This window comes from Halomonas sp. McD50-4 (assembly GCF_022348135.1).
GTDB classification, from domain to species: Bacteria; Pseudomonadota; Gammaproteobacteria; order Pseudomonadales; family Halomonadaceae; genus Vreelandella; species Vreelandella piezotolerans.
Genome location: NZ_JAKRFG010000004.1, coordinates 247,079 through 271,618 on the forward strand (window position 1 = coordinate 247,079; position 24,540 = coordinate 271,618).

Below are 24,540 nucleotides of genomic sequence, written 5' to 3' on the forward strand. Positions count from 1 at the left end.
AAAAATTAACTCCCTATATCAGCCCGCCACGCGCGGGCTTTTTTGTGCCCGCAATTTGAGGTGGCCCCCATGGCTCAAACCTATAAAACTGGCTTAATCATCACCGGGGATGCTAGTGGTGGCATTCGGGCCATTAAGGCCACCGAGGACGAACTCGGCAAGCTCAACCAGGGGTTTGATCGTGGTGGGCGCCGTAGCAAGCAGTTTACCCAAAACATTAACGGCACTAGCCGAGAGCTGCAGGTGTTGCGCCGTGCCGCCGCGCCCATTGCGGGCGTTATTGCGGGCATGTTTGCCGCTAACTCGCTACAAAATCAGATCAACTGGGGCGACCAGCTACAGAAAACCAACTTGCGCATTGGTGCCAGCACGGAAGCACTTAGCCAATACAACTACGTCGCGAAGTTGAGCGGCGTAGAGTTTGGGCAGCTAACCACCGCATGGCAGCGCCAAACCCGGCGCATTGCCGAAGCGGCCGCAGGCACTGGCGTTGCGGTTGCGGCGCTGGATCGCCTCAACCTTAGTGCCCAAGAGCTGAACCAACTGGCCCCAGAAGATCAGTTCGAACGCATTGCGGCAGCCATGCAAGGCGTGGAAAACAGCAGTGAGCGCGTACGCTTAGCCCAGCAGTTATGGGATAGCGAGGGCGTAAAACTGGTACAGATCGTTAACCAGGGCACTGGTGCCATGGCCGCGATGCGAGCAGAGGCGGACGCGCTGGGACTGACGATCAGCCAAGACACCGCCAATGCCATGGCAAGCTATAACGATGAGGTCGATCGCCTCAAGTTTGCCGCTCAGGGAGTAAGTCAAACCTTGCTCGCTGAGATGGTTCCTGCCATGACAGCGGGCCTACAAGAGACCAACGCGTTTATTCAGCAGGTGGGTGGCGCCGAAGTGGTGGTGGGGCATTTGATCGACGGCGGCAAGGTCCTAGCTGCGTTGATGGGTGGCCGCTACGCGGGAGCGTTCGCTACTGCTACGGCGGCAAAATTGGCGGCTACCCAGCAGTCTATCGCCTATCAGATGGCGCTAGCGCGTATGGCGGGTGTTAGCGCTACTGCCGCTGGCGCCCAAGCTTCTCTGGCAGCGGCTACGCGTGGCGCGGGTGCAGCGATGGCCCTGGTAGGCGGGCCATTAGGTGCGGCGATGATCGCCGGTGGCGCTATCTACTATTTCCGCGAAGAGTTGGGGCTGGTGGCACCAAAGGTGCAATCCGCGACGGATCGCGTTGATGATATGACCAGCGCGCTAGATGCCAACTCAGAAGCCGCGCTAAAAAATGCTCGAGCTATGCTGGAGGCTGAGCGCCAATTTCAGCAGTTCAGACAGTCCACGCTTGCCATGGAAGTTTCACGGCAGCAGCAGGTGGTTGCAGATGAGCAGCGCCAATGGGATGCCGTTGGTGGCCAGCAGGCCTTTGGCATGGGTATGCGCAGCGAAGCCCAGCAAAAGTTGCATGATTTGCGTCTGGAGCTCTTGGATACCCGCCAAGCGATTGAAGCCGCTGGTGGCTCAGTGTCAGAGATAGATGAGAAGCTGGAGGAATTAGAGCGCACTACCCGCGACATCATTCCACCCACCACTGAGCTAGGCGACGCCACCGAAACCGCCGCCGCCAAAGCCCAAGCGCACGCAGACGCCGCCGACGCCCAAGCGGCTGCCCTAGAAGAGCTACGCAACCGCCTCATCCCAGGCCGCCGCGAAACCGTCCAACTAGCGCAAGACACCAACACGCTGGCGCTCGCCATGGCGATGGGCCGGGGCAACACCGTTCAGCTCATCCAAATGATGGGCCAGCTACAGCAGGAGTACATCGAAGGCCAGCGCGAAACCGACAACCTGGCCACCGCCTCAGAAGACGCCAGCCAGCGCATCGCCAACAACTTCCTCAGCTGGGAAACCGTCGCGGATAACACCCTGCGCCGTGTTGATGATTCCGGCCAAGGCTTGTGGCTAGGCTTGATCGACGGTTCTGAAAGCGCGCTGGATACCGTCAAACGCGGTTTCCAGCAAACGCTGGCAGAAATTGCCCACATGCTCACCACGCAGCGCCTGACATTCCACGTGGCGGGCATGATGGGCTTAGATACTACCGGCATGCCCGGTGGGGGTGGCCTTAATTTCAACGCCCTAGGTAGTCTGGGTCGAAGTGCCAGTAGTCTGCTGGGCTTTGGTGGCTCAGCGGCAGCGCCGTCACTGGCCATGCAGGGAGGGCTATCTTCTGCCGCGCTGGCGAGTGCCAGCCAAGTGGCCAGCGGTGCCACCTATGGCGGCGCGTTGGGTAGTGCAGCGTCTGGCGCGGCGCTCGGCAATGTCGCGTCCGGCGGCATCATGAGCAGCATCACCGCAGGCGTGAGCGCGGCCATGCCCTGGATTGCGGGCGGCCTCGCCATTGATTCGCTACTCGGCGGCGGCATTACCAAGGCGATCAGCGGGCTGTTCGGTGGCGGTAAAACCAACCCTCACCTCAACATCGACACCCGCGCTAATGACTCTTACGGGCATGGTTCGGTGCGGGAGGGCGCATTTGGCGCGGTGGGCTTTGCCCAGGGCACCCGCCGCAGTAACGACCTGTTTGGGGGCATCCCCGAAGAACGCGAGTTCCTGGCTGCCATTGCCGCCAGTGACGACCTGCTAGCCTCGCTGGCGCGTAGCCCGGAAGAGCTGCAGGCCATGGCCGAAGCGGTGCAGGGCGTGCGGTTGAGTGCGTCGAACGTTGAGGGCGTGGTATCCCAGCTCAGCCGCCGTACGGTGGCCGCTGTCAGTGCCATGGATGGCGAGTTTGGCGAGTTCGTGGCCAGCATTGGCACCGATGTAGACACCATCATAGCGCGCACCCAAAACGCGGTGGCTGCGTTGGATCTGCTGAGCGGGGCGAGTGATCGCCTCAACCTGCAGTTCGACGCATCCGCCGCTGGCGCATTGCGCGCCGCTGACAGCATCGCGCAAATGGCCGGCGGCGTGGATCAGCTCGCCAGCCTGCAGGATAGCTATTACACGGCGTTTTTCAGCGATGCCGAGCGCGCCGCCGATCTGCAGCAGGACGTTGCCGCTAGCCTACGTGAAATGGGCCTAGCGCTGCCGTCTACCCATGAGGGTTTCCGGCAGCTAGTCGAGCAGCAAAACCGCTTAACCGAATCTGGCCAGCGTAACTATGTGCAGCTGCTGCAGCTGGCAGGCCCGTTCGACCAGCTGCAAACCCTGCTAGAGCAAACCGGCAACGGCGTTGATGTGTTTGCCGACCGCCTCAGCCAGCTAAACGGTGAGATCAGCACGCTAGAAAACGAGGTGCGCAACGCCTACGCCGCGTTTGAAAAGCAGTCGTTTGACCAGCAGCTGCAGCTCTTGGGCCTGCTGGGCGACGAGCAAACCGCTTTAGCCCTGCAGCGTGAGCGAGAGCTGCAGGGTATCGACCCGCTGCTACACGAAACCCAGCGCCGCATTTGGGCCATGGAGGACGAAGCCGCCGCCCAGAAAGCGGCCACGCAGGCGGGGCAGGAGTACGCCCGTTCGCTGGCGCAAGTGAACGACCAGCTGAGCAGCACGTTTAACGGCATTAGCCAGTGGGTAGACCAGCAAACCGCGACCGCTGGCACCCCCGGAATGAACCTGACCGAAGCGGGGGACCAGTTCGCCCGGCAGCTGGTGCTTGCCCAATCAGGCGACCGCAACGCGCTACAAAGTATTACCCAATACGCCGAGCAATACCTGGCTGCCGGGGAAGCGATGTACGCCAGCGGTGGGGCGTTCCAGCGCATTCAGGGCGATGTGTTGGATGCGTTAAAGGATCTGCCCGATCAGATAAGCGCCGAAGAGTATCTGGCGCAAGAGATCCGCGACGCGCTGCAATCGGTGGTTATCTCTGCGATGCCTACCGACGAACGGCTAGCGGTAGAGCTAAGCCGCGAGCTGACCCGCTTGGATGCCAACCAGCTGACCGCCGCCCAGGTGCGTAGCGCCTTGGCACCCCACGCCACCGATGCCGAAATTAGCCGCCTGATTCGTGAGGTAGACGCCAACGGTGACGGCATCATCACCAAGCAAGAGCTGGCTAATCAGCGGCTGGCCGGGCTGGCTAGCGGTATCGGCAGCACGCTTAAACCGATGTTCGACAGCATCGACTTAGACGCCAGCGGCCTGATTGATTGGAATGAGTTTTACGGCGCGTTTCAGGGGCTGGCCAGTGATGCCGAGTTACGCCGCATCTTCCGGCAGCTGGACGAGGACGGCAGCGGCACCATTAGCCGTTTAGAGGCGCTCAATCGCAGCAGCGAGGGCACCGAAGGCAACACGCAAAGCCTGGAAGAGCGCGCCCGCGACCAGCTTAGCGAGCTGGGCGGGCTGGTCGAAGAAATGGGGAGGACGACCGATCAGTTCGTCGGCCTGAACGGCAACCTCGTCAGCTTGAAGGATTCCATTAACGCGCTTGGCGTTGCTCAAGCCGAAGTGGCGCGGATCGAGCGGGAGCGTAAGGCGGCAGAACAAGCCGAGCGCGACCGCATCGCCCGAGAGCGTGAGCTTAGCCAGCAGCGGGCGGCGATTCGCAGCGAGTACGAGCAGAGGATACAGGATGCCTCGTATGTCGACCCGCGTAACCAAGGCATGGCGAAGGAGGCGTTAGCGGCAGGCGTCAGCGGTTGGCACGTCAACCAGCGCGGGCAGTCCACTACGTGGAACGGCTACCAAGCGAGCTTGGACGCGCTGATTAAAACCGTGCAAAGCGCTGATTTGGGCGGCATGTCGCAGCGCGACTTCGAGCGCTGGGTGGACCAGCAAGAGGCTAACGCCACGCGAAACGGTGGCGGTGACTGGACCGCCTACTATTTCGAGCGCGTCGCGGAAAAAGAGCGCGCCCGGCAAATGGTGGAGGTTGCCGAAGAGGCCGCCGCCGCGCTGCGCCGTGAAATGGAAAAGGCGTTGAAGCGCGTTGACGGCTCACACGCGACGGGGCTTTGGTCAGTGCCGTTCGATAACTACGTTGCCAATCTTCACCGCGATGAAATGGTAGTCCCTGCTAAGTCGGCCAACCTGCTGCGTGAGCTGCCCGACCGTGGCTTGCCCATGCCCGATGTGCCGTTGCCTCAGTTTCCCCAACTGGGCAATAGCGACGTGGTGCAGGTGCTGAACGATCTGCGCAACGAAAACAAGCAGCTACGCCAAGACCTCAACCGCCTATTGGGCGACGTTAAGGCCAATACGGCCAACACGGCAAACGCTGTTGCCAGCAGCGCGACCCGCGCCGAACAGCAGCGCGCCGCCCAACTGGACGAACAGCGCGCCGCCACCAGCGCGGCCCGTGTGAAAGGGCGCACCGTATGAACGATACGCAGTATGAAAACTGGCTAGCCGACTTATCAGCTAGCCGCATTGTGCTAGCTGAGCTTCACCATTCTGGGGGCGTTGAATACGTGGCTACCGCGCCGTTTATCTCACGCCCCACCGACCAAGCGCCCAACCGGCCTTATAACGACATTCTGGTAAAGGCCGTCGATATAAGCACCCGCATAGATGGCTTGGTGGGCTTTGGGCAGGTGGAGCTATTAGACGATGGGGAGTTGACGCACTGGGTGGCATACGCGTGGCAGGGCCACCCCATCAAACTGTTTTTCGGAGGGCCTGATTGGCCACTGGATGACTTTAGGCTGCTGGCGCAAGGCCGCAACGGCGGGATCAGTGACGCACGCCGGGGCGTGCTTTCGTTCGTGATGGAAGACGAAAGTAGCGTATTTGATGACCCGATAGACACCGGGGAGCTACCCGACGAAGCAGGCCCGGTGCCGCTGGCGCTGGGCAGCGTGTACAACGCCCCGGCCTACCTACTCACCCCTGACCCCTACGCCTTTAAAGCCTCTTACCTGCCGGTGACGGCGCTAAACCCGAAGGATAACGGCAACCCGGTTACGCACACCCAGCAGCTAGCGGCGGGCGCGTTCGTGTTGCCTAACGCCCTGGTGGGTACGCTCACTGTGGATATTGAAGAGCAGCACAACACGCCCGCCCTGGTGTGCCAGTGGGTGGCCGATTACTACGGCGTCCCGTTGGGAAGCATCGAGCTACCCAGCTACACCGTGGGCCTCTACTACAACGGGGAGGTAACCGGGCGGCAGATTTTAGAGGAGCTGTGCGAAGGGTTGGGGGCTTACTGGTTTTTGGATCAGTTGGGGCGCTTAGAAGTGCGGCAGCACCAAGCCGCCACGGCCCCGGAGATAACGCTGGTGAGCGACGAGATTAAACGCGACGGCATACGCCTAGCGGAAACCCAAGCGCCGTGGCGGGGGCTAACGCTGCGTTTCCGGCGTAACTATTCACCGCTGAGTACCGTGGCGGGGAGCATCGACGAAACCCAGCCCAGCGAAGCCGCACGGCTGCGCAACGAATGGCGCGAAAGCCGCGCCACGCAGAGCGTTAGCGCGTACCCGCTGGCGGTGCGTGCCGAGCGTAACAGCGTGATTCAAAACGCCAGCCATGCCGCTACCGAGCGCGACCGCTTGCTAGCCCTGCGCAGCGTGCGCCGTGAGGTGTGGGCGCTCGAAACCTACCTGCCGCCCGCACGGGTGGGAATGGCGATAGCGGTAGACCACCCCCGTTTAACGGGTCGCGTGGGCCGGGTGATCAGTAACAGCCTATCGCCCACGCGGGGCGTCAATAACTTGGAGGTGTGGCTTTGAAACCACTGCGCATGATCATCGACAACGCGCACGACGTGGCCACGCTGACGGCTACCAGCGAAGCGATGCAGGTAGCCAACACGCAGCGCAGCGGTCGCTCTTACGCGTGGCGCTCAGAAAACCTAGCGCCGCAGGTGATAGAGGGCACGCTGGCCACCGCCCGGTTTTTATCAGCACTGGTGCTGTACGACCACAACCTAACAGCAGGTGGCACGGTGCGTATTGAGTACCTGCTGAATGATGAGGTGCGTTACGACAGCGGCCCCATGCCCGCCGCGTCGATTATCCCGCTCGGGATTTGGCGGGCGGGTATCGACCCATGGGGCGCGCAAGACGTGTCAGAGCTACCGATAAGGCACTTTGTCGCCTGGATGCCCAGCACGCTCACTAACAGATACCGCGTTACGATTACCGACCCCAACCCCCCCGTGGGCTATATGCAGATTGGGCGCATTGTAACCGGCTCTTACTACTCCCCGCCGGAAGAAATGAACCTAAGCTTTGGCGTTAACCTCAAGTGGGAAGATTTAGGCGAGCATAGCCGTACGGAATCCGGCTCACTGCGCACCATTGGTGAGGGCGAAGCGCGACTATTAACGTTTAATTTTTCCCACCTAACCCAACAAGAGCTAACGCGCCTAAGCCGTGAGTTGCTGCGTGTGAAAAAGCGCACTGACATTTATATCAACGTCTACCCCGAAGCGGGCGGCATGTTAGAGGCCGAACACGCCTTTATAGCCCGCCGGGCTGACAGCTACCAACACACGCATACGCGAGTTAATAACTTTGAAGTGCCCGGCGCTTTTATGGAGGTTTAAATGTCTGTTCCTAATGTAGCTGTTCAAAACTGGACACAATACAACTTTGAAGATGGCGACACTAACGAAGTTATTACAAAGCAGAATGGGTTTAATGATTCGTTAGCGCTGTTTCAAACGTCTATTAACAACATGATTGCCGCGCTTAATGATGATGTGGTGTTTGTAAATCAGGCGCGTGAAGAGTTAAACGCGGATAACATCGTTCATGCGCCGGGTAGTGGGCTGCCTAATCAGGCGGGTAGCGCTTATTCTAAGGATGTGACTACCAGCGCTACAGATACGACAGAAGAGCGGCTTTTGAAAGTAGGTGATGGCGGGGTTCTTGGCGGTGATGCGCCTTCGTCAGGTAACGCTAGCGCTGTGAGAAACGGTGGCTTTTATGAGGTGGATATAAATGCCATTGGCTTTCCTCACGCTAGCAGCTTGCTTTTTGCTGCAAGGAGAACGGCCAGCTTAGGCGTAAACAGAGTGGCCGAAATATTCATTGCTGCAAATGGCCCCGAGCCCGTACCTAAAATAGCATTTAGAGGCGGTGACCCTGCTGTTTTAAAGTTTACAGATATTTACCATAATAAAAATATAGTTGGCATTGTTTCTCAAGAGGGCGGCGTACCTACTGGAGCTATTTTTCAAAAAGATAGCAATAGTTTTGGGTCTTGGGAAAAGCATGCAGATGGCACTTTAAAAATGCATGTGAACGCTGCTTTCGCTGGTGTTTCAATTACAAACTCTGATGGTGGGTGGTTTAGAAGTAATGATAATCAAATTATTTTGCCATTAGGTACGTCTGAGTTTATTGGCCCTGGAACAACTTTTTCAATATCTCTCCAAAGTGGTGCTGGGGAAATGCTTGCTTGCACAATAGGCAGGACTAGAAGGTCTGGTAGCAGCCTCTTTTTCACATTACTTAAAGGTGTTTCTACCCCTAGTGTAGATTTTGAGGTCACTGCAACGGTCCATAGCCGCTGGTATTAATAGGAGATAATCATGCAACTTAAATTCCTAGCAGGCGCTGGCCCTGCCGAATACGCGATTAACGGCGCGGTTATCAACGGCCTCGACGTTTCCCCCTTCACCGAGGGCGCGCAGTTTGTGGGCGACGACCAGACGCAGGCGGCGGGCATCTTCGATATGTTTTGGCAAGAGGGGGAGCTGCACGTCGTTCTAGCGCAGCCGACCCAAACCACCGGCATTCCATGGGGTGCCCGTGAGGCCGGGTGGGTAGACGCCGCCGCGTACGACCCCCAGGCCCGCTATGTGCAGGCCACCAACCCCCAAGCGCTGGCGCTGCTGGAAAGCGGCCAAGCCAAGTATTGGCGCGACCCCGACACGGGCGCATGGACAGTGCGCATGATCGAAGCCCCAGAGCAGGAGCCCACCCAATGAGCGAGCAAGCCCAAGCCCCGGCGTGGCTGCGTCTACCCAAAACCCCCGCCGAGCTGTTGGCCGATGCCCAGGCCGCGAAGATCCGCGAGATCAACGCCGCCTACACTGAGCAGGTACGCCCGCTGGTGCGCGACTACCCAGAAATTGAGCAACAAACATGGGTAGCGCAAAACACCGAAGCGGGCGAATACCTGGCTTGGCACGCAAGCCAGCAAGGCGACGCCCCGGCCACGCCGGTACTCGATGCCATTCTGCTAGGCCGCAACGGCGACGGCGGCAGCGAAACGCTTTACCAGCTCAGCCTAGCCGTGCGCGACAACGCGGAGCGATTCACCCAGGCCCAGCAGCTCACCGGGCGGCGGCAGCGGCTGGTGAAGCAAGTGCGGGCGGCTGAAACGGAGGAAGCGGCGAACGCTATCGAATGGTAGGGCGTTAACGCGTAAACGCACACGGGCCGCACTTAAGCGGTTTTTTGGTTTAAATTAACGCCCCTTAGGGGCGTTTTATCCAAGTTTTGAAGGTTTTAAGAGTTTTTTTAATTCTTGAATGTAGCTGCAGAACATGGCGATATAGATGGGAAGAGGAATGCGAAAGCTCTTGTTGAGAAATTTCTACTAATTCTTTTAGTAGTTGCTTGTTTTTTAATGTATCTTCTTCTGCAAGCTCTTCACTAGATAGCTCGGGAAGTAAGTGCGAGTCGTCATAAAGATAAGTTTCAATTTTATTGATGGCTTTTTCGCTAAGGAATATGTAATGACTGTCGGTGGTTTTTTCAACATCTATTTTTGCAGCTTTTGACTCATCTAATAGTACCGAGAGGATGCTTTCGTAGTCACCGTTGTCTCTAGACTCATACATTTCCTGGAATGTCTCGGAATATCTTATTGATTTCTTTATACCGCTAATTACTTCTGCATAAGCTGATGCCTTTCTATCCCAAGCCCTTTCGTCGCGGTATCTCCGCGAGGCGAATATAGTAGTTAAAAAAGAGGATAAAAAGGCAGCAATTATCGCCGCGACTATAGACCACATGCTTGTTTCTCTCTCGGCTATAATTAATGTTTAAGATATTGCATTAGCAAGCTCATCCCACCGCGTAGTATACCTAGGCGTTCGGTTCTCGCAACGCAGCTCCCAAGCATTTGCCTTCCTCGGCATTCCCAGCCGCACCGTATTTTTCCCATGCTCGCGGTTCAGCTTATCCAGTGTGGCCATCAGCTTTTCATTGCGTTCTCGTTTCTCATCGCTTTGCTGTTCACCCAGTAGCCCAAGCTGCTCATTGTGGTGATCGCAAAGATCCATAAGCATCACCCCGCATTTTTGATACCAAATACCACTTTTAAAGATCTGCTCCAGTCCGGCCATCGCAGCCCGTACCAGATCGCGGCTGTCACACGTGGCGTAGGGCAGGGGAATAACGATGCTCTTGCTGTAGCTGGGTAGGTCCTGTCGAAAGCGATTCGTGCGCACGAACACCATGATGGCCTGTGCTAGCCCTTGTTGTTTACGCAGCTTCTCACCAGCGCGGCTAGCGTGGGTGCGGATCGCTTCGCGTAAGTCAGTTTTATTCTGAGCGAGGCGCCCAAACGACCGGCTGACCATGATCTGCTTTTTCGGCTGCTCCATGTCATCCAGCGGGATGCAGTCTTCACCGCGGAGCTCATAAACGATGCGCTCCATGACCACATTGAAATGCTTTCGCAGATGCTTGGGGCTGGCCTCTCGTAGCTGCCACGCCGTTTCGATGCCGAGTGTGCGCAAACGTGCAGCGCTTCGGCCCGCTACGCCCCATATCTCGGTCACCGGCAACTGCTGCAAAAATGCCCGTGTGTCGTCGCTGCCTGGTTCCATCATCATCACGCCATCAAATCCTGGCTCTTTCTTCGCCCGATGGTTAGCGATCTTCGCCAGTGTTTTGGAAGTGCTGAGGCCCACGCTAACGGGTATGCCGGCATCACGGCGCACCTGATAGCGCATCGCTTGGCAGCGGTCGATTAGTGTGTCAGGCGGGAAACCTTCAAACGACAAGAAAGACTCATCGATTGAGTACACATCCACGTGAGGTGTGTGCTGACTCAGCACATCGGTGACGCGTCGGCTCATATCGCCATAGAGAGCGTAGTTCGAGCTCAGCAGCGTGCATTGCTTGCGCACATGAGGCTCGATCTGATGGGCGGGGGCGCCCATCGCTACACCGAGGTCCTTGATCTCTTGAGAGCGCGCCACGACACAGCCATCGTTGTTCGACAGCACGCCCACCGGTCGACCTTCAAGCTTGGGATTAAAGACCCGCTCGCAGCTTACGTAGAAGTTGTTGCAGTCGACGAGGGCGATCATACGGTGAAGCCTGGGGCCAACGCGTGGATGTTGTGCGTAACGACGCCCCAAACCTGGCATTCTCGTCCATCAAGTGGGATAGGGCGAAACTCAGGGTTAGCCGCAAACAAGTAGTGGCGGTTGCCCATTACGCTGTAGCGCTTGCAGGTCAGCTCACCGTCTACGCTCATGATGACGATATGGCCCGGCTTGGGTTCTATCGATCGATCGACAATCAGTAGGTCGCCGTCATAGATCCCCACGCCTTCCATTGATGTACCCTTGGCGCGCAGAAAATAGGTAGCGCTTGGATGCTGAATCAGGTGCTCTACTAGGTCGAGCTCGCCTTCAAGGTAGTCGTCTGCAGGTGAGGGAAACCCGGTGCGCACTTCGCCCGCAGCCAACGGCAGCTTTACTGGCGGGGCCATAGTATCGACGCGGCCGATGATGGTCAGGTGAATGCTCATGCCATCGACTCCTCTGGATTCCAGCGCAGGCGCACATGCTCGGCTGTATCGTCGAGGGGGATCATGGTCACGTTCTCGACGGTGCCCAAGTCCTCGAGCAATTTTGCCCAGTCTTCTGCCGCGTCATCGGGCTGGCGCTTAATCTCGACACACTGCTTTGATTGAGCCCCAGGGCTGCCAATCTGGCGTTTCACTCGCTCCACAAGGGCTTGGTAGGTTTTCGTTGACATAAGCGCCTCCTTAAATACATGGTCATATATACAGTGTTTAGGCGCGAGTATATCCAGTCATCGGGAGGGGCGTCCAGAGCCATTAAGATGGGGATGGTCGCAATTTGGTCGCAGACTGCATGCGACCAATGCGCTTTGTGTAACAGGTGTAAGCCGCTAAGCGGTTGATTGTTCAGCAAAGCCTTGTGCAAGCGCGGCCGTGCCTGGGTGGGGAAGCGGATTCAAAATCCGCCGCCTTTACGGGTGTGCCAGTTCGAGTCTGGCCACCGGCACCAAGATCAAAGGCCTAGCGTTTATCGCTAGGCCTTTTTTTGTGCCTGCCTCTCAAGCCGTGCTGATGTTTTTGCCCGCGATGCTCATCTCTAATCCCGGGAAGAACGGGATTACCCCGCCTTTTTGCAGGTTTATTTCCTGCTTTTTTATGAAATACTCGGATCAATTTTTTTATGGCTGCTCGTCATCCACGACGGATGAGAGCGCTAAGGCGGCCAACGCCAGACTTACATAAAAACGTTTGGCGCAACGCGCTTGCGAATCTTTAGTGGAGATGTGCTCAATGGCGAAGTCATCAGCCGATATGCTTAAGTCAACGCGGCCCGGAGTTATGAGTGGCCATCTGCTCAACGGTGTCAGGGTCAGCCATCAAGAAGCCCAAAGCGACTGGGACTCACTGGCCAATAAGCGTGACGACGTAGTGCGTATCGACGTTCCGGCTGATCCTCAAGAGCGCATGGCCTTCGTTCGTCGCTGGATGGCCAACAACCAAAAAGCATTGAAGCAAGGGGGGATGGCCGCGACGTTGGTACTGCCGTTAATCGCACAGCAGGCGCTGGCCGACCAAATGGTCGCCGTCAATGATCTACAAGGGGTGGCGGAAGTGATTCGCCAACCTAACGGTAGTCTAACGCTCATCATGAACAGCGGTCAGCGTATCGACATGGCCGCCGCGGATGTGGCGCTGGAAAACGGCCGTGTCGTCGTCGATATCGATTCGCTGATGGAGCTACTGGGCAATGATAGCGGTCTTCTCGTCCCGCTTAGCCAGCTTCCTGACGTACAAACCTGGGAGCTGTTGCCCGACGGCAATGTCTTGATCACCCGTCCCGACGGCACGCAAATGGTCATCGAGCGCGGCGCGCTGGTCCAGCAGGGCGATCTATTTCTCATCAGCCCTAGCAATGCCCTTCAACAAGGCATTGCCAGCGGCGAAGATTTCGGCAACTTATTATTCGTGCCGAGCGCGTCTTTCGCCAATCAGCCGTCGAGCACCAGCAGTTTCCCGAGTACCGCAAGCAGTAGTAGCGAGCCAGTCAGCTCGTTTGGTGATATTCCCCCCTGGCTGTATGTCGGCGGCGGCGCCATTGCGGTAGGGGCTGCCGCTGCGGGCGGTGGAGGCGGCGGTGGCGGTAGTGATGGTGGTCCTGCCACCATCAGCGGCTATGTGGTCGATGGGTATATTTCCGGGGCCACCGTGACGCGTGCCGTCAACTCGAATCAAGTCACCACGAATGACGATGGCTTCTTTAGTGGTTTGCAGGGCAGCGGTATCTTGACTGCCACTGGTGGTGTAGATATCTCCACAGGGTTGCCGTTTACCGGCGTATTACGGGCACCAGAAGATGCGACGGTGATTACCCCGTTGACCACCCTGATGGTGCAGCTCTCGCAACAGTTCGGCTTGAACGATGCTGATGCCCAAACGGCGATCAAAACGGCGCTTGGCCTCGACCAGCGAATCGATCTGATGACGACAGATCCGTTGGCAGAGGCATCGCCTAATCTGGATCTGCTCATTGCGGGTGTCAAAGTGGCGAGCCTGTTGGCCATGGCGGCCACGGCAGGGATTAGCAGTGCCGATGCGCTCTCGCGGCTGGGAACTGCCTTCAATCAAGCGAGCGACGCTGGCCGGGAGTTGACCAATCAGGAAATGGCCGATGCGTTGGGCCTTCCTTCCATTGCTGGCCAAGTAAAGCAGGCACTGGACGCCATCGATAACGCCAGTGACGGCCTTAATATCGATGCCTATCGAGACGGCAACAATAACCCGCTTCGGGACGCGCAGAGAGATGCTCAAGACCCGAATAGCGACCTTTCCGACACGATCGGTACCCGTGCTGAGGTACCTTATCTAACGCTACAACAAGCAGTGGCGCTGGCGGCCAATGACGAACTGCCAGCGAACTACTTGATCAACCCCAATCAGCCGTTTGCGGCAGGCACGTTGGGGTTGACGGCTGCAGGCAACCAGCTGGCGCTGGTCGAAACCGTGCTGGCGGGCGACTTCGATGTGGCGACTGCCCCCATTGCATTAGGCGATATTTATACGTGGTCGATTCGCGCGGATGCCGAAGATGTGTTGGTGAGCGGTGGTCTAGGTCGCCCTGAGGTCGTTGGGGCGCAAAGCGTGACGCTCACCAACACCACCATCCGTCCGGATCAGTTCGCTGATCTCAATACCTTGGATAATTTCGATCTGGGCAGCACGGTCGTGCCGTACACGTTGGAACAAGCGTTGGCGACCGACGTAATGCCTGCTAACTACACGCTCAACCCAAGTAGGCCTTTCTCCGCGGGTGACTTAACCGTGCGCGAGGCTGCTGAGTTGATCGATAGCACGCGTGTGCTACTGGATCTCGCCCAAAACACTGACAGCGACAATCTCACCCGTGATCTGCTCCTAGAGTGGAATATCGTCGATAGCCTTGCCACGATTTTAGGAACGCCCTCCGCACGCCCGCAAATCGCCGAAGCCAATAACATCAGCGTGACGGAAGCGATCATTACCCCTGCGCAGTTCGTACAGCTCAATGCGTTGCCTAACTTCGTGCTCGGCGAGACCGAGGTCGATTACACGCTGGCCGAAGCGCTGGCTGCCGATCCTCTCGCCAGCAACTACATCATCGATCTTCAGGCAGTGCTGAACGCAGGCACGGTCACCGTGGACGAAGCGGAAACCGAATTTGCCAACGTTAGTCGGGTACTGGAAGGAGCTAACAACCAGCCGCCGCTTACGCTGTTCGAGTGGGTCATTCGCGATGACGTTGGTTTGATAATCGCTGATTTAGACCAAGGCCACGTGATCGAAGCCAACCAAGTATCAGCGAAAGATCGAGTGATCACGTCCGCTCAATTCGACCAGCTTAACACGCTGGACAACTTCGAGCTGGGTACGACCATCGTTCGTTATACCCTTGAAAATGCCGTCAATGCCGATGAATTGGCCGCCAATTACGAAATTGATACCGGCATCGTCTTCGAGGCAGGCGATCTTGGCCTCAATGCCGCTGAGTCAAGATTGGCGGATGTTGAGCGTATTTTAGATGGTGCTAGCAATACACCTACGGATACTCCCGACGCCGATGAGTTATTCAATTGGACGGTCGTCGATAGCGCTTCCACGATTTTAGAAGCGGGTAACGTTCCCCACCTCACTCGAGCGGATGCGGTCAACGTCAGGGACGAAATCATCACGATTGCGCAGTTCGAAGCGCTAAGCGCGGCAAATTTCAACTACGTTCGCCTCGGTGAGCTAGTGAAATACACGCTGGCTAACGCCATCTCAGTCATCGATGATGGCGATGGTCCGCTCGTCGACAGCTACGTGATCGACCTAGAAACAGCGTTCGACGCCGTATGGACAGTCGACCAAGGAGCGAGCTATTTCGCCATTATCGCGGGTGCAGAGAATCGCGATGCGCTGATCCGCAGCGATGTCGTGGTATGGCAGATCGAAGACAACATTGGCAACTTGATCAATGGGATTAGTAACGAAAACCCGGATGATAATGCGTTTGACGACGATGCCATTGTGAATGCTGAAACGGTGCGTGTGAAAGATGCTACGACCATCACTCAAGCTCAGTACGAAGAGCTGCTAGATGCTTTGAACGATGCACTGCGCTTAGATGCAGGTGAGGAAGCCCTCCGAATTACCGTCACTTATGCTGACTTAGCAGCAGCGGTTTCAGCTCAAGCCAACGGTGTGCTGGCGCCCAGTGATTTTTACTCCATTACTGCCAACACTACTTACACAAATACCAATGGGGCGTTGAGTGTTGCGAACGCTTTAACGGAAATTGAAACCGTCAAGAGTATTCTTTCAGGCGCACGTAATACGCTAAATTTCGAGACCGTTTACGAGTGGAGCATCACCGACTCCGCTAGCAATATCCTCGGGGTCATCACCAACGGCGTACCCGATGAAGTGCTGGCAGGCGCAGATAGCATCCTCGCCGCCAACGGCGGGCCGAATGGCAATATTCGGGCCGCCGAGTACGATGCCTTAGTTGATGCTCTTGGAGTAGAAGGCTTTGATTATAACTTGGTAGTGTACACGTTAGCTTATGTGTTCGATAACACAGACAACAGTTTTCCGGCTCCAGGCGACTTGGCTGACGACTACTTCTTCACTGAAGATGTGTTCGATATAAACGAAGGTTTGGGAGAAGGTAGCGAGATCGATATAGCTACTGCCGAAGATTATATTGTCGATGTCAAAGCTTTGATCTCAGGAAGTGCTCCTGGTAGAGATGTGGAGTTAATAGACATCTACCAGTGGTCCGTTGTCGATAGTTTTGAGGCTATCAGTGATGACTTAAATAGAGAAGTATTGGTAGATGCTTACAGAATCAGGTTGACGGATGCAGTCATTACGTCTGCTGATTATGAAAGCTTAGTAAATGCCTATACCCTCGTCGAAGGTAATAATCCTGATTCTGAAGGATTCGTGTTAGGTGATACAGTCGTCGAATACACTGACATGTCTGATGCAGTGCGTGCGGTAAAAGCTGATATTTTAGCGCCCGTAAATAGTTTTGTTTTGGATGATAGTAATACGTCTTACGATGCCGGGCAGCTATCTGTGCAAGCTGCTGCCGTAGAGCTGTCAAATGTGCGAACGGTTCTTATCGGTGCAAACGGGCTCGAGAACGATGATGCAACAGTGCAGGAACTGTTTGATTGGACGGTTACCGACAGCGCCAGCAATATTATCCAGGCAATCAATCAGGCACATGTTTTATTGGCAGATGATGTCACTGTTACGAATGATCAAATTACGTTTTCGCAATATCAATCGTTAATTGCGCTAAATAATTATGACTATCAATCGGATCCGGTTGAAGTGCTTTATACCATCCAGCAAGCTTTGGGCGTGTTGGAGGCGAGTGAGCCGCTTGATAAATCAGGCGAGGGCGACGATGTAAGTTATGCTATCGTCGTGCCTCAAAGTCCTTTTGATGCGGGTGTCTTCGATGTTCAAGGTGCTCAAGCATTAGTGCAAAACACTAACACGGCAATTGATGGCGCGAGCAATAGCGAGCAATTACAGCTTGATAATTTAATTAGTTGGTCTATTCGAGACGTGGCGTCAGTACTGCTTGATTTAGTTAGCTCAAATGAAGAGTGGCTTATTGGGGCTGATGTTGTCTATGCTGATCTTGATGAAGGCGATGATTTCCTAACATTTAGCGATTACTTGTCTTTATCAGGTTCTAATGCTTTTAACTTTGATGTCGATGACACTCCTGTACAGTTTAGTCTAACTTCTTTGATAGTCAGTGGTGATCGCGAGCCTACTGAGTTTTATTATGTTAACGAGAGTGCGAGTTTAGTAGACTTAGAAGATGTGACGGTTTCAGAAGCTAGGGCCGATATCACTTCTATTAGGATGTTCTTAGATGGTGCTATTAATCAGCCTGATGGCGGTGGACAATGGGGTTTGCGCGATTTTGCAATTTGGAATATTGTAGATGCTCCTAGCAGTATCATTAACGCTATCGGGACGAATGCGGTCACGCTTGCTGAGAGCGTTAAGTTAGTGGAGAACTCTGGCGTGACCGAAGCACAGTATTTGGAGCTTCGTGATTTAGAGAACTTTGTTTTTGATAACGTATACACCCTTGAGGAAGCACTGGCAGGAGCAGATGTCAGTGGTGATTATGTCATTAATAAAGATGTTCCTGCCGTCTATGATTGGTTGTCGATTAGTCAGGCTGAAGGAATAAGGAGTGACATTGAAAGCATCATCAATGGCGCTATCAATCAAAGCGATTTTAGTGGTGGGATCACTGATATTTTTGAGTGGCGGATTCAGGATGAATTAGATGTTCTTATAGCTGAAGAGCAAAGCTTTGTCGTCCAAAATGCTTCTCAGATTAGATTGACTGATAATACTATTACCACTAATCAAGATGAGGATGCGCGCGCTTTATTTAATAACCGCTATCAGCCAATCGACGGCCAAGTAGTCGACTCTGGCGAGCCTAGAGAGTTACCCTCAGGCCCAGTGGAGGGCACGCCTTATCTCATTACCAACTTCACTGCAGGTACGGCAGGTGATTCCCTACGAATTGGGGATGAGGCGACAGAAATTCCGGGCCTACGAGGTGGAGTTAGTGCTGACTTCGCCAAATATGATGATGCTCAAGCATTCAATGATGGTTCTGGCGATATAGCCTTTGCTGTTTTTACAACGGCTGAATTTGGCGCAAACGGTGCTAATTGGCTTAGTGAACTTGGACTCGAAACGGGTGAAGTGGTTTATTTGTTGGCAGGTAATAGTGATACAGAAGACAATACTGATGATGCTTTATTACTGCGAGTGGAGGCGGGAGAGGGGAATAGTGTTACAGGCGACAGCTTAGGTGTGTTGGCAATCTTCGATAATATTAATCTGGATGGTTTCTCTGTTTCTGGTGAAAACTGGAACACCAACTACTCCATCATTACTTAATGCAAAACTAAACAAACCCCAGGCCGCCGTAAGGCAGCCTGGGGTTTTTACTGTTCTTCCACGCGATTTCCCATACCTAACAACACCCAGCCGCGCCATGTCTATTGTTGAATCCCGCCAAGCATCGTATAAATGCGGTGCTTAAGTGCACATCGACTCAACAACATACACATCTTCGCTGGAGATAACCCCATGAGCGTGACCTATCACGAAAGCAATGCGCGTATGAGCCAAGTGGCCATTCATAACGGTACCGTCTACCTCGCGGGCCAAGTGCCGGCGAATGCCACGGTGGGCATGCGTGGGCAAACCGAGCAAGTGTTGGCGCGTATCGATGAGCTGCTGGCGCAGGCGGGCACCTCGAAAGAGCACTTGATCTCTGCCCAGGTGTGGGTCACCGACATGGCCGAGTTCGCAGAAATGAACGAAGCGTGGGAAGCCTGGGTAGTGCCGGGTCGCCCGCCGGTGCGCGCCGCGTTGGAAGCCAAGCTGGCCAAGCCCGAGTGGAAAGTGGAGATCATGGTCATCGCGGCACTGCCCGACGCCTGATCGGTTATCTCAAGGCAGTAGCGAGGGGGCGTTAACCAAGCGTTAACGCCCCCTCGCTTTTTATTCCGCGATCGTTTTATAGTGGAGTCTTCTTCTCACACTTCCCGAACGGTACGGTCATGTCCCAGTTCGAGCTGCATAGCCGCAACCTAGCGCAAGAACAGGTGGCACACACTCACGATTTTCACCAGTTGATACTGGCGACGTGTGGCGTGACTGAACTCTCCATGGAAGGCCAGGGTGAGCGGGTGACCGCTCGTCGAGGCTGCCTGATCCCCTCGGCCCGCCATCATGAGTACCAAGGCGATGGCAGCAATCGAACGCTGGTGCTGGATATTCCCGTACAGCACTTGGCCACGCTGGAAAAAGGCAGTGAGATCGAGCGCTTATTCGATAAGCCGCGCTTCTTTACCGTACCCCCCGCCCTGAATCAACTGACTCATGCGCTGGCGCATCAGCTGGATCAGTGTCCGGCGCTGCAAAACGAAATTGCCGTTCTGCTGCTGCGGGCCCTCTATATGTACCTGCAGGATGCGCCAAAACAGACGGCTGACCAGCTTGGGGTGCGCTGTATCAGCGAACGGCTCGACTTAGAGCGCCTGGATGCCTGGCTAGACCAACATCTGGCAGATGACATACGTGTCGAGCAGTTAGCGGCGCTGTGTGCATTGAGCCCTGGGCACTTCCATAGCTGTTTTCGAGAGCTCACCGGGATAACGCCGCTGGCCTATGTGCAGCGCAGGCGGCTAGAGCATGCGCGCACGCTGGTACGACATAGCGCACTGAGCCTTGGTCACATTGCCATGCTGGTGGGTTTTCGCGATCAGGGCAGTTTTTCCCGCGCCTATCGGCGTTACTTCGAGATCTCCCCCTCATCTGACCGCTAATGGCTGACGTCCCTGTCTGCCTGACTTGCGGGCAAATTTACCCGAGTTTCGGGCAAGCACACGCCAAGGCATCGTCGTAGTCTCAAGAGGAACCCCACCTTCCTTGGAGAGATCCCATGGGCGTGACCTATCAAGACAGCAACCTCCGCATGAGCCAAGTCGCCGTGCATAACGGCACGGTCTATCTCGCAGGCCAAGTACCCTCGGATGCCACCGCCGATATGCGCGGACAAACGGAGCAGGTGTTAGCACGTATCGACCAACTGCTGGCCCAGGCAGGCACCTCTAAAGAGCAGTTGATCTCGGCGCAAATCTGGGTCACCAGCATGGCGGAATTCGACCAAATGAACCAAGCCTGGGATGCCTGGGTCGTGCCTGGTCGCCCACCGGTGCGTGCTGCGGTAGAAGCCAAATTGGCCAAGCCCGAGTGGAAGGTGGAAATCATGGTCATCGCTGCGCTGCCGGAGGCTTGATATGCAGGTCGTTTCGGCAGCGGAAGTCGCACAGCATCTCACTTGGCAGGGCGTCATCGACCGTTTGCGGCATACCTTTGTGAACGGAGTGGAGTCACCACCGCGCCACCATCACGCCATGCACCGGCCCGACGGCGAAGCCACCATGCTGCTGATGCCCGCCTGGGAAGCTGCTGGCTATATCGGTGTGAAGATGGTCAACGTGTTTCCGCAAAACGCCGAGCACGGTGTTCCGGCTATTTCGGGGCTTTACTTGCTCAGCGAAGGCAAACACGGCCAGCCGTTGGCGTGTATCGATGGCAGCGAACTAACCCGCCGCCGTACCGCCGCTGCTTCGGCGCTGGCGGCTCAAGCATTGGCCAATGAAGATGCCGACACCCTGCTAGTGGTGGGTACCGGCAAACTGGCCCCGATGGTGATCGAAGCCCACGCCAGCGTGCGCCCCATCAAACGGGTGCTGATATGGGGCCGTAACCCCAATAAAGCCGCCGCGATTGCCGAGGAGTATGCAGACCGCTTTGCTACTCAGGTGGTAGACGCGTTACCCGACGCTGTCGCGGAGGCCGATATCATCAGCTGTGTGACGCTCTCCACCCAACCGATCATCAAAGGCGAATGGCTCACGCCGGGTACGCACGTGGATTTAATCGGCGCGTTTCGCCCACAAATGCGCGAAACCGATGCCGCGTGTTTAGGCCGTGCGCAGGTGTTCGTAGACACCTACGCAGGCGCAAAAGGCGAAGCGGGGGATATTCTGCAGGCCATCGAGGAAGGCGCTTTTCAGTTTGACGCCATTCAAGCGGAGCTGGCCGAGGTGCTGTCCGGGGCCAAACCAGGGCGCTCGGGTAAAGAGGCCATCACGCTGTTTAAATCCGTAGGCGCCTCTCTTGAGGATCTCGCCGCCGCCATCGAACTATGGGAGTCACTGCCCAAGCATCATTCATAAAACCACGCTGCAGGCCTGGCCAGACAACAACAATAAAGGCCGCTATGCCACAGCACTGCAACGCCAGTCATAACGAAGACCATCAATAACCAAAACGAGGTGTGTTATGAACGCTAAGCGCTCTTTACTCTTCACTGCCCTAGCAGCCCTCCCGCTGGCCATTGCCAGCAACACGGCCCAGGCCCAATCTTATGAAATGGTGATTGCGACCCAACTTCCGGAGGATATGAGCAACAACGAAATCTATCCGGCGCTGGTGCATTTTAAGAATCTCGTCGAAGCCCGCACCGATGGCGATCTCGAAGTGACGATCTTCGGCGGCGGCCAACTCGGCTCTGAAGTAGAAAATGGCTCGGAAGTGCAGGGTGGCCGTACGTTACAGTCCACCATCATGTCTGCCGGGGCCATGTCGTCGTTCTATGGCGACTACCAAGCGGTGACCGCGCCGTTCCTCTTTACCAGCTGGCGGCAGGCGTGGACGTTCTTCGATAGCGAGTGGTTTGCCGACTTTATGTCGGGCACCGTGGAGGCCGCAAACATGCGCTATCTAGGTACCTTCGATGACGGCGGCGGCTTCGTGGCTTTCACCAACAACGTCCGCTTGATCGAGACCCTGGAAGACCTAGAAGGGCTCAATATTCGTACTGAAGAGAACCCGGCCCACGTTGCCATCATGCGCTCGCTAGGCGCCTCCGCGACGCCACTGCCCTGGGGCGAGCTGATCACCGCACTGGAAACCGGATTAGCCGATGGCCAGTTCAACGCGCCGGTGCTCAATACCACGTTCAACTTCGATGCGGTGACCGACTACACCACGCTCACCGGGCATGTGTATAACAGCGCGCCCTGGATGGTGAGCGAGTCCTGGTACCAATCGCTGCCGGAATCCCATCAGCAGGCGGTGATTAGCTCGGCACGGGAGGCTATTCAGCTCAGCCACGGCATGTCGGGCGCCCTTGCCACCGCCAGTTGGGTCGAGTCCTGCGAGCGTTTCGAGGCCTGCTATCTGATGCCCGATGCCGAACGTGAGCGCATGGCCGAGATTGCCCGCCCCGCCTGGCAGGAGTGGATCGTCAATGACTTCGGAATGGACGAAGCGCGTGTGCAGGGCCTGCTGGATGAGGTCGAACGCGTGGGCCAGCAGCTAGCGGAAGATGACCTGCGAATTTACGGACAATAACGGTAATCAACGCTGGGGCCCTACGCCCCAGCGTGAGGAATGGCCATGGGCGTTTTGACTCCTTTACGTCGCGTGAGCGATCTGGTCAATCAGGTCGCTATCGTGGTGTGTGTAGGCTGTATTTTGGCGATGCTGGGCATCTCTTTTACCGCATTTTTATACAAACTGATCACGGGCAGCACGCTGAGCTGGACCTACTCGCTGGCGCGGCTGTTCCTGCCTTGGATTGGTTTTCTCTCGATGACGATTTCACTGCGCTATGGCGAGCACGTCGCCATGACACTGCTGGTACGCAGCCTGCCAAAAGTGATGGTGAAGGTGGCCGCCGGGCTCTGCCTAGCGGTGATCGGCCTATTTGCACTCTTGCTTACCTGGTACGGCTGGGACTACTTCACTAGCGCCACCCAGGTGTACATGGTCTCTGACCAAATCCGCATTCCTAGCAAGGTCACTGCCATCGTGGTGCCGATAAGCGGCGTGATGATGCTGCTGCACTTGGTGCATGGGTTTGCACTGCTGGAACACTTTATGGACGAGCAGGACGTGATTGGCGAGCTTATCGACACCGCTGATAGGGAGCACCGCTCATGACACCTGCGATCATTGCGTTCGTCGTCCTGCTACTGATTGGCGCGCCGGTAGCCGTCGTGATGGCGATGTCCGGGTTGGCGGGCGGTTTTGCCATTGGCGGCGAACGGATGCTCGGCATCATCGCCGACCGCATGTTCTCCGGCGTTTCCGGCTTTCTGCTGATCGCCGTACCCTACTTCATTTTCACTGCTGAGCTAATGAACCAGGGCGGGCTAACCCACAAGCTGATTGCCTTCAACAATGCGCTGTTTGGCCGAGTACGGGGCTCGCTTTCTCACGTGAACATTTCGGTCTCGGTATTCTTTGCGGGCCTCACGGGGGCAGCGGTGACCGATACGGTGGCCATCGGCAAAATCATGATTCCCGAAATGAAAAAGCAGGGGTACGACGCGGAGTATGCGGCGGCAGTGACTGCATGCTCGTCGATCATTGGGCCGATCATTCCCCCCAGCGTGGTGATGGTGGTCTACGCTACGTTGCTGCGGGATATTTCGGTCATCGACTTGTTTGCCGGTGGCATCATCCCTGGCTTGCTAATGGCCTTGGCATTGTTGGGCGTCAGCTTCTTTTTAGCCTGGAAGCGCAACTACCCGAAACAAGCCCCCACGCCCTTCAAAATGGCCATGATGTCGTTCGTGCTGGCACTACCCGCCATGGTGGTACCGCTGATTATTTTGGGCGGTATTCTCTCAGGCTTAACCACCATTACCGAAGCGTCTGGGTTTGCGGCGGTGTACGCCATCGTGATCGGCGTGGTGTTCTACCGGAACCTGACGTGGCGAAAAATCTGGGAGGCGCTCGTCACCACCGTGCGCTTTTCTGGGGTGGTGTTTTTCCTGCTGGCCACCTCGGCAGTGCTGGGCTGGTTCGTGACCCGCTCCGGTATCGCTCGGGATGCGGCCAGTATCATCACCACCTTTAGCGATGCGGCCTTCGTGCAGCTGATGCTGGTCTGCCTGCTGCTTCTGGTGGTGGGAACGGTGATGGACGTACTGCCCGCGCTGGTGGTCATTGCGCCAGTGCTAGTGCCCGCAATGATTCAGCTTGGCTTTGATCCGCTCCACTTCGCTATCCTGATGATCGTGGTGCTCAATATCTCTAACGTTACACCGCCGGTGGGAATGACGCTAATGACGGCCGCGCGAATAGCCGAGGTGCCCTACGAACGGGCCATCGTGGCATCGCTGCCGTTTTACGTCTCGTTCTTGGTGGTGATCGTGCTGCTGGCGGCCTTCCCGGCGCTCTCCACCTGGATACCGTCACTGCTGTGACTAGCTAAGGACTGCGACT

18 protein-coding genes and 1 tRNA gene are annotated in these 24,540 nt (G+C 56.3%); 15 read left to right on the forward strand and 4 right to left on the reverse strand.

Going from position 1 to position 24,540, the window contains the following annotated elements; translation table 11 throughout:
* The first annotated feature begins 69 nt into the window (after positions 1-69).
* Genes MHM85_RS07310 through MHM85_RS07335 form a run of 6 tightly spaced genes read left to right on the forward strand, consistent with a single transcriptional unit; the run spans position 70 to position 9,306 of the window.
* A complete protein-coding gene (locus MHM85_RS07310; RefSeq protein ID WP_239285217.1) occupies positions 70-5,322 on the forward strand; it encodes an EF-hand domain-containing protein in 5,253 nt (1,750 codons plus the stop codon).
* Positions 5,319-6,671 (forward strand): hypothetical protein, encoded by a 1,353-nt coding sequence (locus MHM85_RS07315; protein ID WP_239285215.1) that lies wholly within the window; start codon positions 5,319-5,321, stop codon positions 6,669-6,671. The genes MHM85_RS07310 and MHM85_RS07315 overlap by 4 nt, the downstream gene beginning before the upstream one ends.
* The gene (locus MHM85_RS07320) at positions 6,668-7,489 is read left to right on the forward strand and encodes a hypothetical protein (RefSeq protein WP_239285213.1); all 822 of its coding nucleotides are present in this window, start codon (positions 6,668-6,670) and stop codon (positions 7,487-7,489) included. Before MHM85_RS07315 ends, MHM85_RS07320 begins: the two co-directional genes overlap by 4 nt.
* Positions 7,490-8,467, forward strand: coding sequence for a hypothetical protein (locus MHM85_RS07325; protein ID WP_239285211.1), 978 nt, complete (start codon positions 7,490-7,492; stop codon positions 8,465-8,467). It abuts the gene before it with no gap.
* A gap of 12 nt (positions 8,468-8,479) precedes the next feature.
* Entirely contained in the window at positions 8,480-8,878 is a 399-nt protein-coding gene (locus MHM85_RS07330) for a hypothetical protein (RefSeq protein ID WP_239285209.1), read from the forward strand.
* Positions 8,875-9,306 carry a hypothetical protein gene (locus MHM85_RS07335; RefSeq protein ID WP_239285207.1) on the forward strand — a complete coding sequence of 144 codons (432 nt, stop codon included), beginning with the start codon at positions 8,875-8,877 and terminating at the stop codon, positions 9,304-9,306. Before MHM85_RS07330 ends, MHM85_RS07335 begins: the two co-directional genes overlap by 4 nt.
* 64 nt (positions 9,307-9,370) lie before the next feature.
* Here the strand turns inward: MHM85_RS07335 and MHM85_RS07340 are convergent, their stop codons facing one another.
* The 4 genes from MHM85_RS07340 to MHM85_RS07355 are packed head-to-tail and all read right to left on the reverse strand — an operon-like array spanning position 9,371 to position 11,891.
* Positions 9,371-9,910, reverse strand: coding sequence for a hypothetical protein (locus tag MHM85_RS07340; protein WP_239285205.1), 540 nt, complete (start codon positions 9,908-9,910; stop codon positions 9,371-9,373).
* Between the two features lie 30 nt (positions 9,911-9,940).
* Positions 9,941-11,215 carry a Y-family DNA polymerase gene (locus MHM85_RS07345; RefSeq protein WP_239285203.1) on the reverse strand — a complete coding sequence of 425 codons (1,275 nt, stop codon included), beginning with the start codon at positions 11,213-11,215 and terminating at the stop codon, positions 9,941-9,943.
* Positions 11,212-11,661: a translesion error-prone DNA polymerase V autoproteolytic subunit gene (gene umuD, locus MHM85_RS07350; RefSeq protein WP_275443330.1), complete on the reverse strand. Its 450-nt coding sequence runs from the start codon at positions 11,659-11,661 to the stop codon at positions 11,212-11,214. The genes MHM85_RS07345 and umuD overlap by 4 nt, the downstream gene beginning before the upstream one ends.
* Positions 11,658-11,891 (reverse strand): DUF1654 domain-containing protein, encoded by a 234-nt coding sequence (locus MHM85_RS07355; RefSeq protein WP_239285201.1) that lies wholly within the window; start codon positions 11,889-11,891, stop codon positions 11,658-11,660. Before MHM85_RS07355 ends, umuD begins: the two co-directional genes overlap by 4 nt.
* 196 nt (positions 11,892-12,087) lie before the next feature.
* Between MHM85_RS07355 and MHM85_RS07360 the strand changes: the two genes are divergently transcribed.
* The 9 genes from MHM85_RS07360 (at position 12,088) to MHM85_RS07400 (ending at position 24,521) form a co-directional block, all read left to right on the forward strand.
* A tRNA-Leu gene (locus MHM85_RS07360) sits at positions 12,088-12,166 on the forward strand.
* A 281-nt stretch (positions 12,167-12,447) separates the two neighbouring features.
* Positions 12,448-18,624 (forward strand): calcium-binding protein, encoded by a 6,177-nt coding sequence (locus tag MHM85_RS07365; protein ID WP_219862853.1) that lies wholly within the window; start codon positions 12,448-12,450, stop codon positions 18,622-18,624.
* Between the two features lie 192 nt (positions 18,625-18,816).
* On the forward strand, positions 18,817-19,173 hold the full coding sequence (locus tag MHM85_RS07370; protein WP_219862856.1) for a RidA family protein: 357 nt from the start codon (positions 18,817-18,819) through the stop codon (positions 19,171-19,173).
* A gap of 119 nt (positions 19,174-19,292) precedes the next feature.
* Entirely contained in the window at positions 19,293-20,060 is a 768-nt protein-coding gene (locus MHM85_RS07375) for an AraC family transcriptional regulator (protein ID WP_139525066.1), read from the forward strand.
* A gap of 116 nt (positions 20,061-20,176) precedes the next feature.
* Positions 20,177-20,533, forward strand: a complete 357-nt coding sequence (locus MHM85_RS07380; RefSeq protein ID WP_139525067.1) for a RidA family protein — start codon at positions 20,177-20,179, stop codon at positions 20,531-20,533.
* A gap of 1 nt (position 20,534) precedes the next feature.
* Complete coding sequence (locus MHM85_RS07385; protein WP_139525068.1) at positions 20,535-21,479, forward strand: ornithine cyclodeaminase family protein; 945 nt, start codon at positions 20,535-20,537, stop codon at positions 21,477-21,479.
* Positions 21,480-21,585: 106 nt separating this feature from the next.
* The gene (dctP, locus tag MHM85_RS07390; protein ID WP_139525069.1) at positions 21,586-22,659 is read left to right on the forward strand and encodes a TRAP transporter substrate-binding protein DctP; all 1,074 of its coding nucleotides are present in this window, start codon (positions 21,586-21,588) and stop codon (positions 22,657-22,659) included.
* Positions 22,660-22,704: 45 nt separating this feature from the next.
* The gene (locus MHM85_RS07395; protein ID WP_219862858.1) at positions 22,705-23,250 is read left to right on the forward strand and encodes a TRAP transporter small permease subunit; all 546 of its coding nucleotides are present in this window, start codon (positions 22,705-22,707) and stop codon (positions 23,248-23,250) included.
* Positions 23,247-24,521: a TRAP transporter large permease gene (locus MHM85_RS07400; RefSeq protein ID WP_219862860.1), complete on the forward strand. Its 1,275-nt coding sequence runs from the start codon at positions 23,247-23,249 to the stop codon at positions 24,519-24,521. Before MHM85_RS07395 ends, MHM85_RS07400 begins: the two co-directional genes overlap by 4 nt.
* The last annotated feature ends 19 nt before the right edge of the window (positions 24,522-24,540 follow it).

What these genes read in the sequence shown, in the direction of transcription:
- MHM85_RS07310 (WP_239285217.1), top strand. Translation starts at nt 70, where the DNA reads ATGGCTCAAACCTATAAAACTGGCTTAATCATCACCGGGGATGCTAGT.
- MHM85_RS07315 (WP_239285215.1), top strand. Translation starts at nt 5,319, where the DNA reads ATGAACGATACGCAGTATGAAAACTGGCTAGCCGACTTATCAGCTAGC.
- MHM85_RS07325 (WP_239285211.1), top strand. Translation starts at nt 7,490, where the DNA reads ATGTCTGTTCCTAATGTAGCTGTTCAAAACTGGACACAATACAACTTT.
- MHM85_RS07330 (WP_239285209.1), top strand. Translation starts at nt 8,480, where the DNA reads ATGCAACTTAAATTCCTAGCAGGCGCTGGCCCTGCCGAATACGCGATT.
- MHM85_RS07335 (WP_239285207.1), top strand. Translation starts at nt 8,875, where the DNA reads ATGAGCGAGCAAGCCCAAGCCCCGGCGTGGCTGCGTCTACCCAAAACC.
- MHM85_RS07340 (WP_239285205.1), bottom strand. Translation starts at nt 9,910, where the DNA reads ATGTGGTCTATAGTCGCGGCGATAATTGCTGCCTTTTTATCCTCTTTT.
- MHM85_RS07345 (WP_239285203.1), bottom strand. Translation starts at nt 11,215, where the DNA reads ATGATCGCCCTCGTCGACTGCAACAACTTCTACGTAAGCTGCGAGCGG.
- umuD (WP_275443330.1), bottom strand. Translation starts at nt 11,661, where the DNA reads ATGAGCATTCACCTGACCATCATCGGCCGCGTCGATACTATGGCCCCG.
- MHM85_RS07355 (WP_239285201.1), bottom strand. Translation starts at nt 11,891, where the DNA reads ATGTCAACGAAAACCTACCAAGCCCTTGTGGAGCGAGTGAAACGCCAG.
- MHM85_RS07365 (WP_219862853.1), top strand. Translation starts at nt 12,448, where the DNA reads ATGGCGAAGTCATCAGCCGATATGCTTAAGTCAACGCGGCCCGGAGTT.
- MHM85_RS07370 (WP_219862856.1), top strand. Translation starts at nt 18,817, where the DNA reads ATGAGCGTGACCTATCACGAAAGCAATGCGCGTATGAGCCAAGTGGCC.
- MHM85_RS07375 (WP_139525066.1), top strand. Translation starts at nt 19,293, where the DNA reads ATGTCCCAGTTCGAGCTGCATAGCCGCAACCTAGCGCAAGAACAGGTG.
- MHM85_RS07380 (WP_139525067.1), top strand. Translation starts at nt 20,177, where the DNA reads ATGGGCGTGACCTATCAAGACAGCAACCTCCGCATGAGCCAAGTCGCC.
- MHM85_RS07385 (WP_139525068.1), top strand. Translation starts at nt 20,535, where the DNA reads ATGCAGGTCGTTTCGGCAGCGGAAGTCGCACAGCATCTCACTTGGCAG.
- dctP (WP_139525069.1), top strand. Translation starts at nt 21,586, where the DNA reads ATGAACGCTAAGCGCTCTTTACTCTTCACTGCCCTAGCAGCCCTCCCG.
- MHM85_RS07395 (WP_219862858.1), top strand. Translation starts at nt 22,705, where the DNA reads ATGGGCGTTTTGACTCCTTTACGTCGCGTGAGCGATCTGGTCAATCAG.
- MHM85_RS07400 (WP_219862860.1), top strand. Translation starts at nt 23,247, where the DNA reads ATGACACCTGCGATCATTGCGTTCGTCGTCCTGCTACTGATTGGCGCG.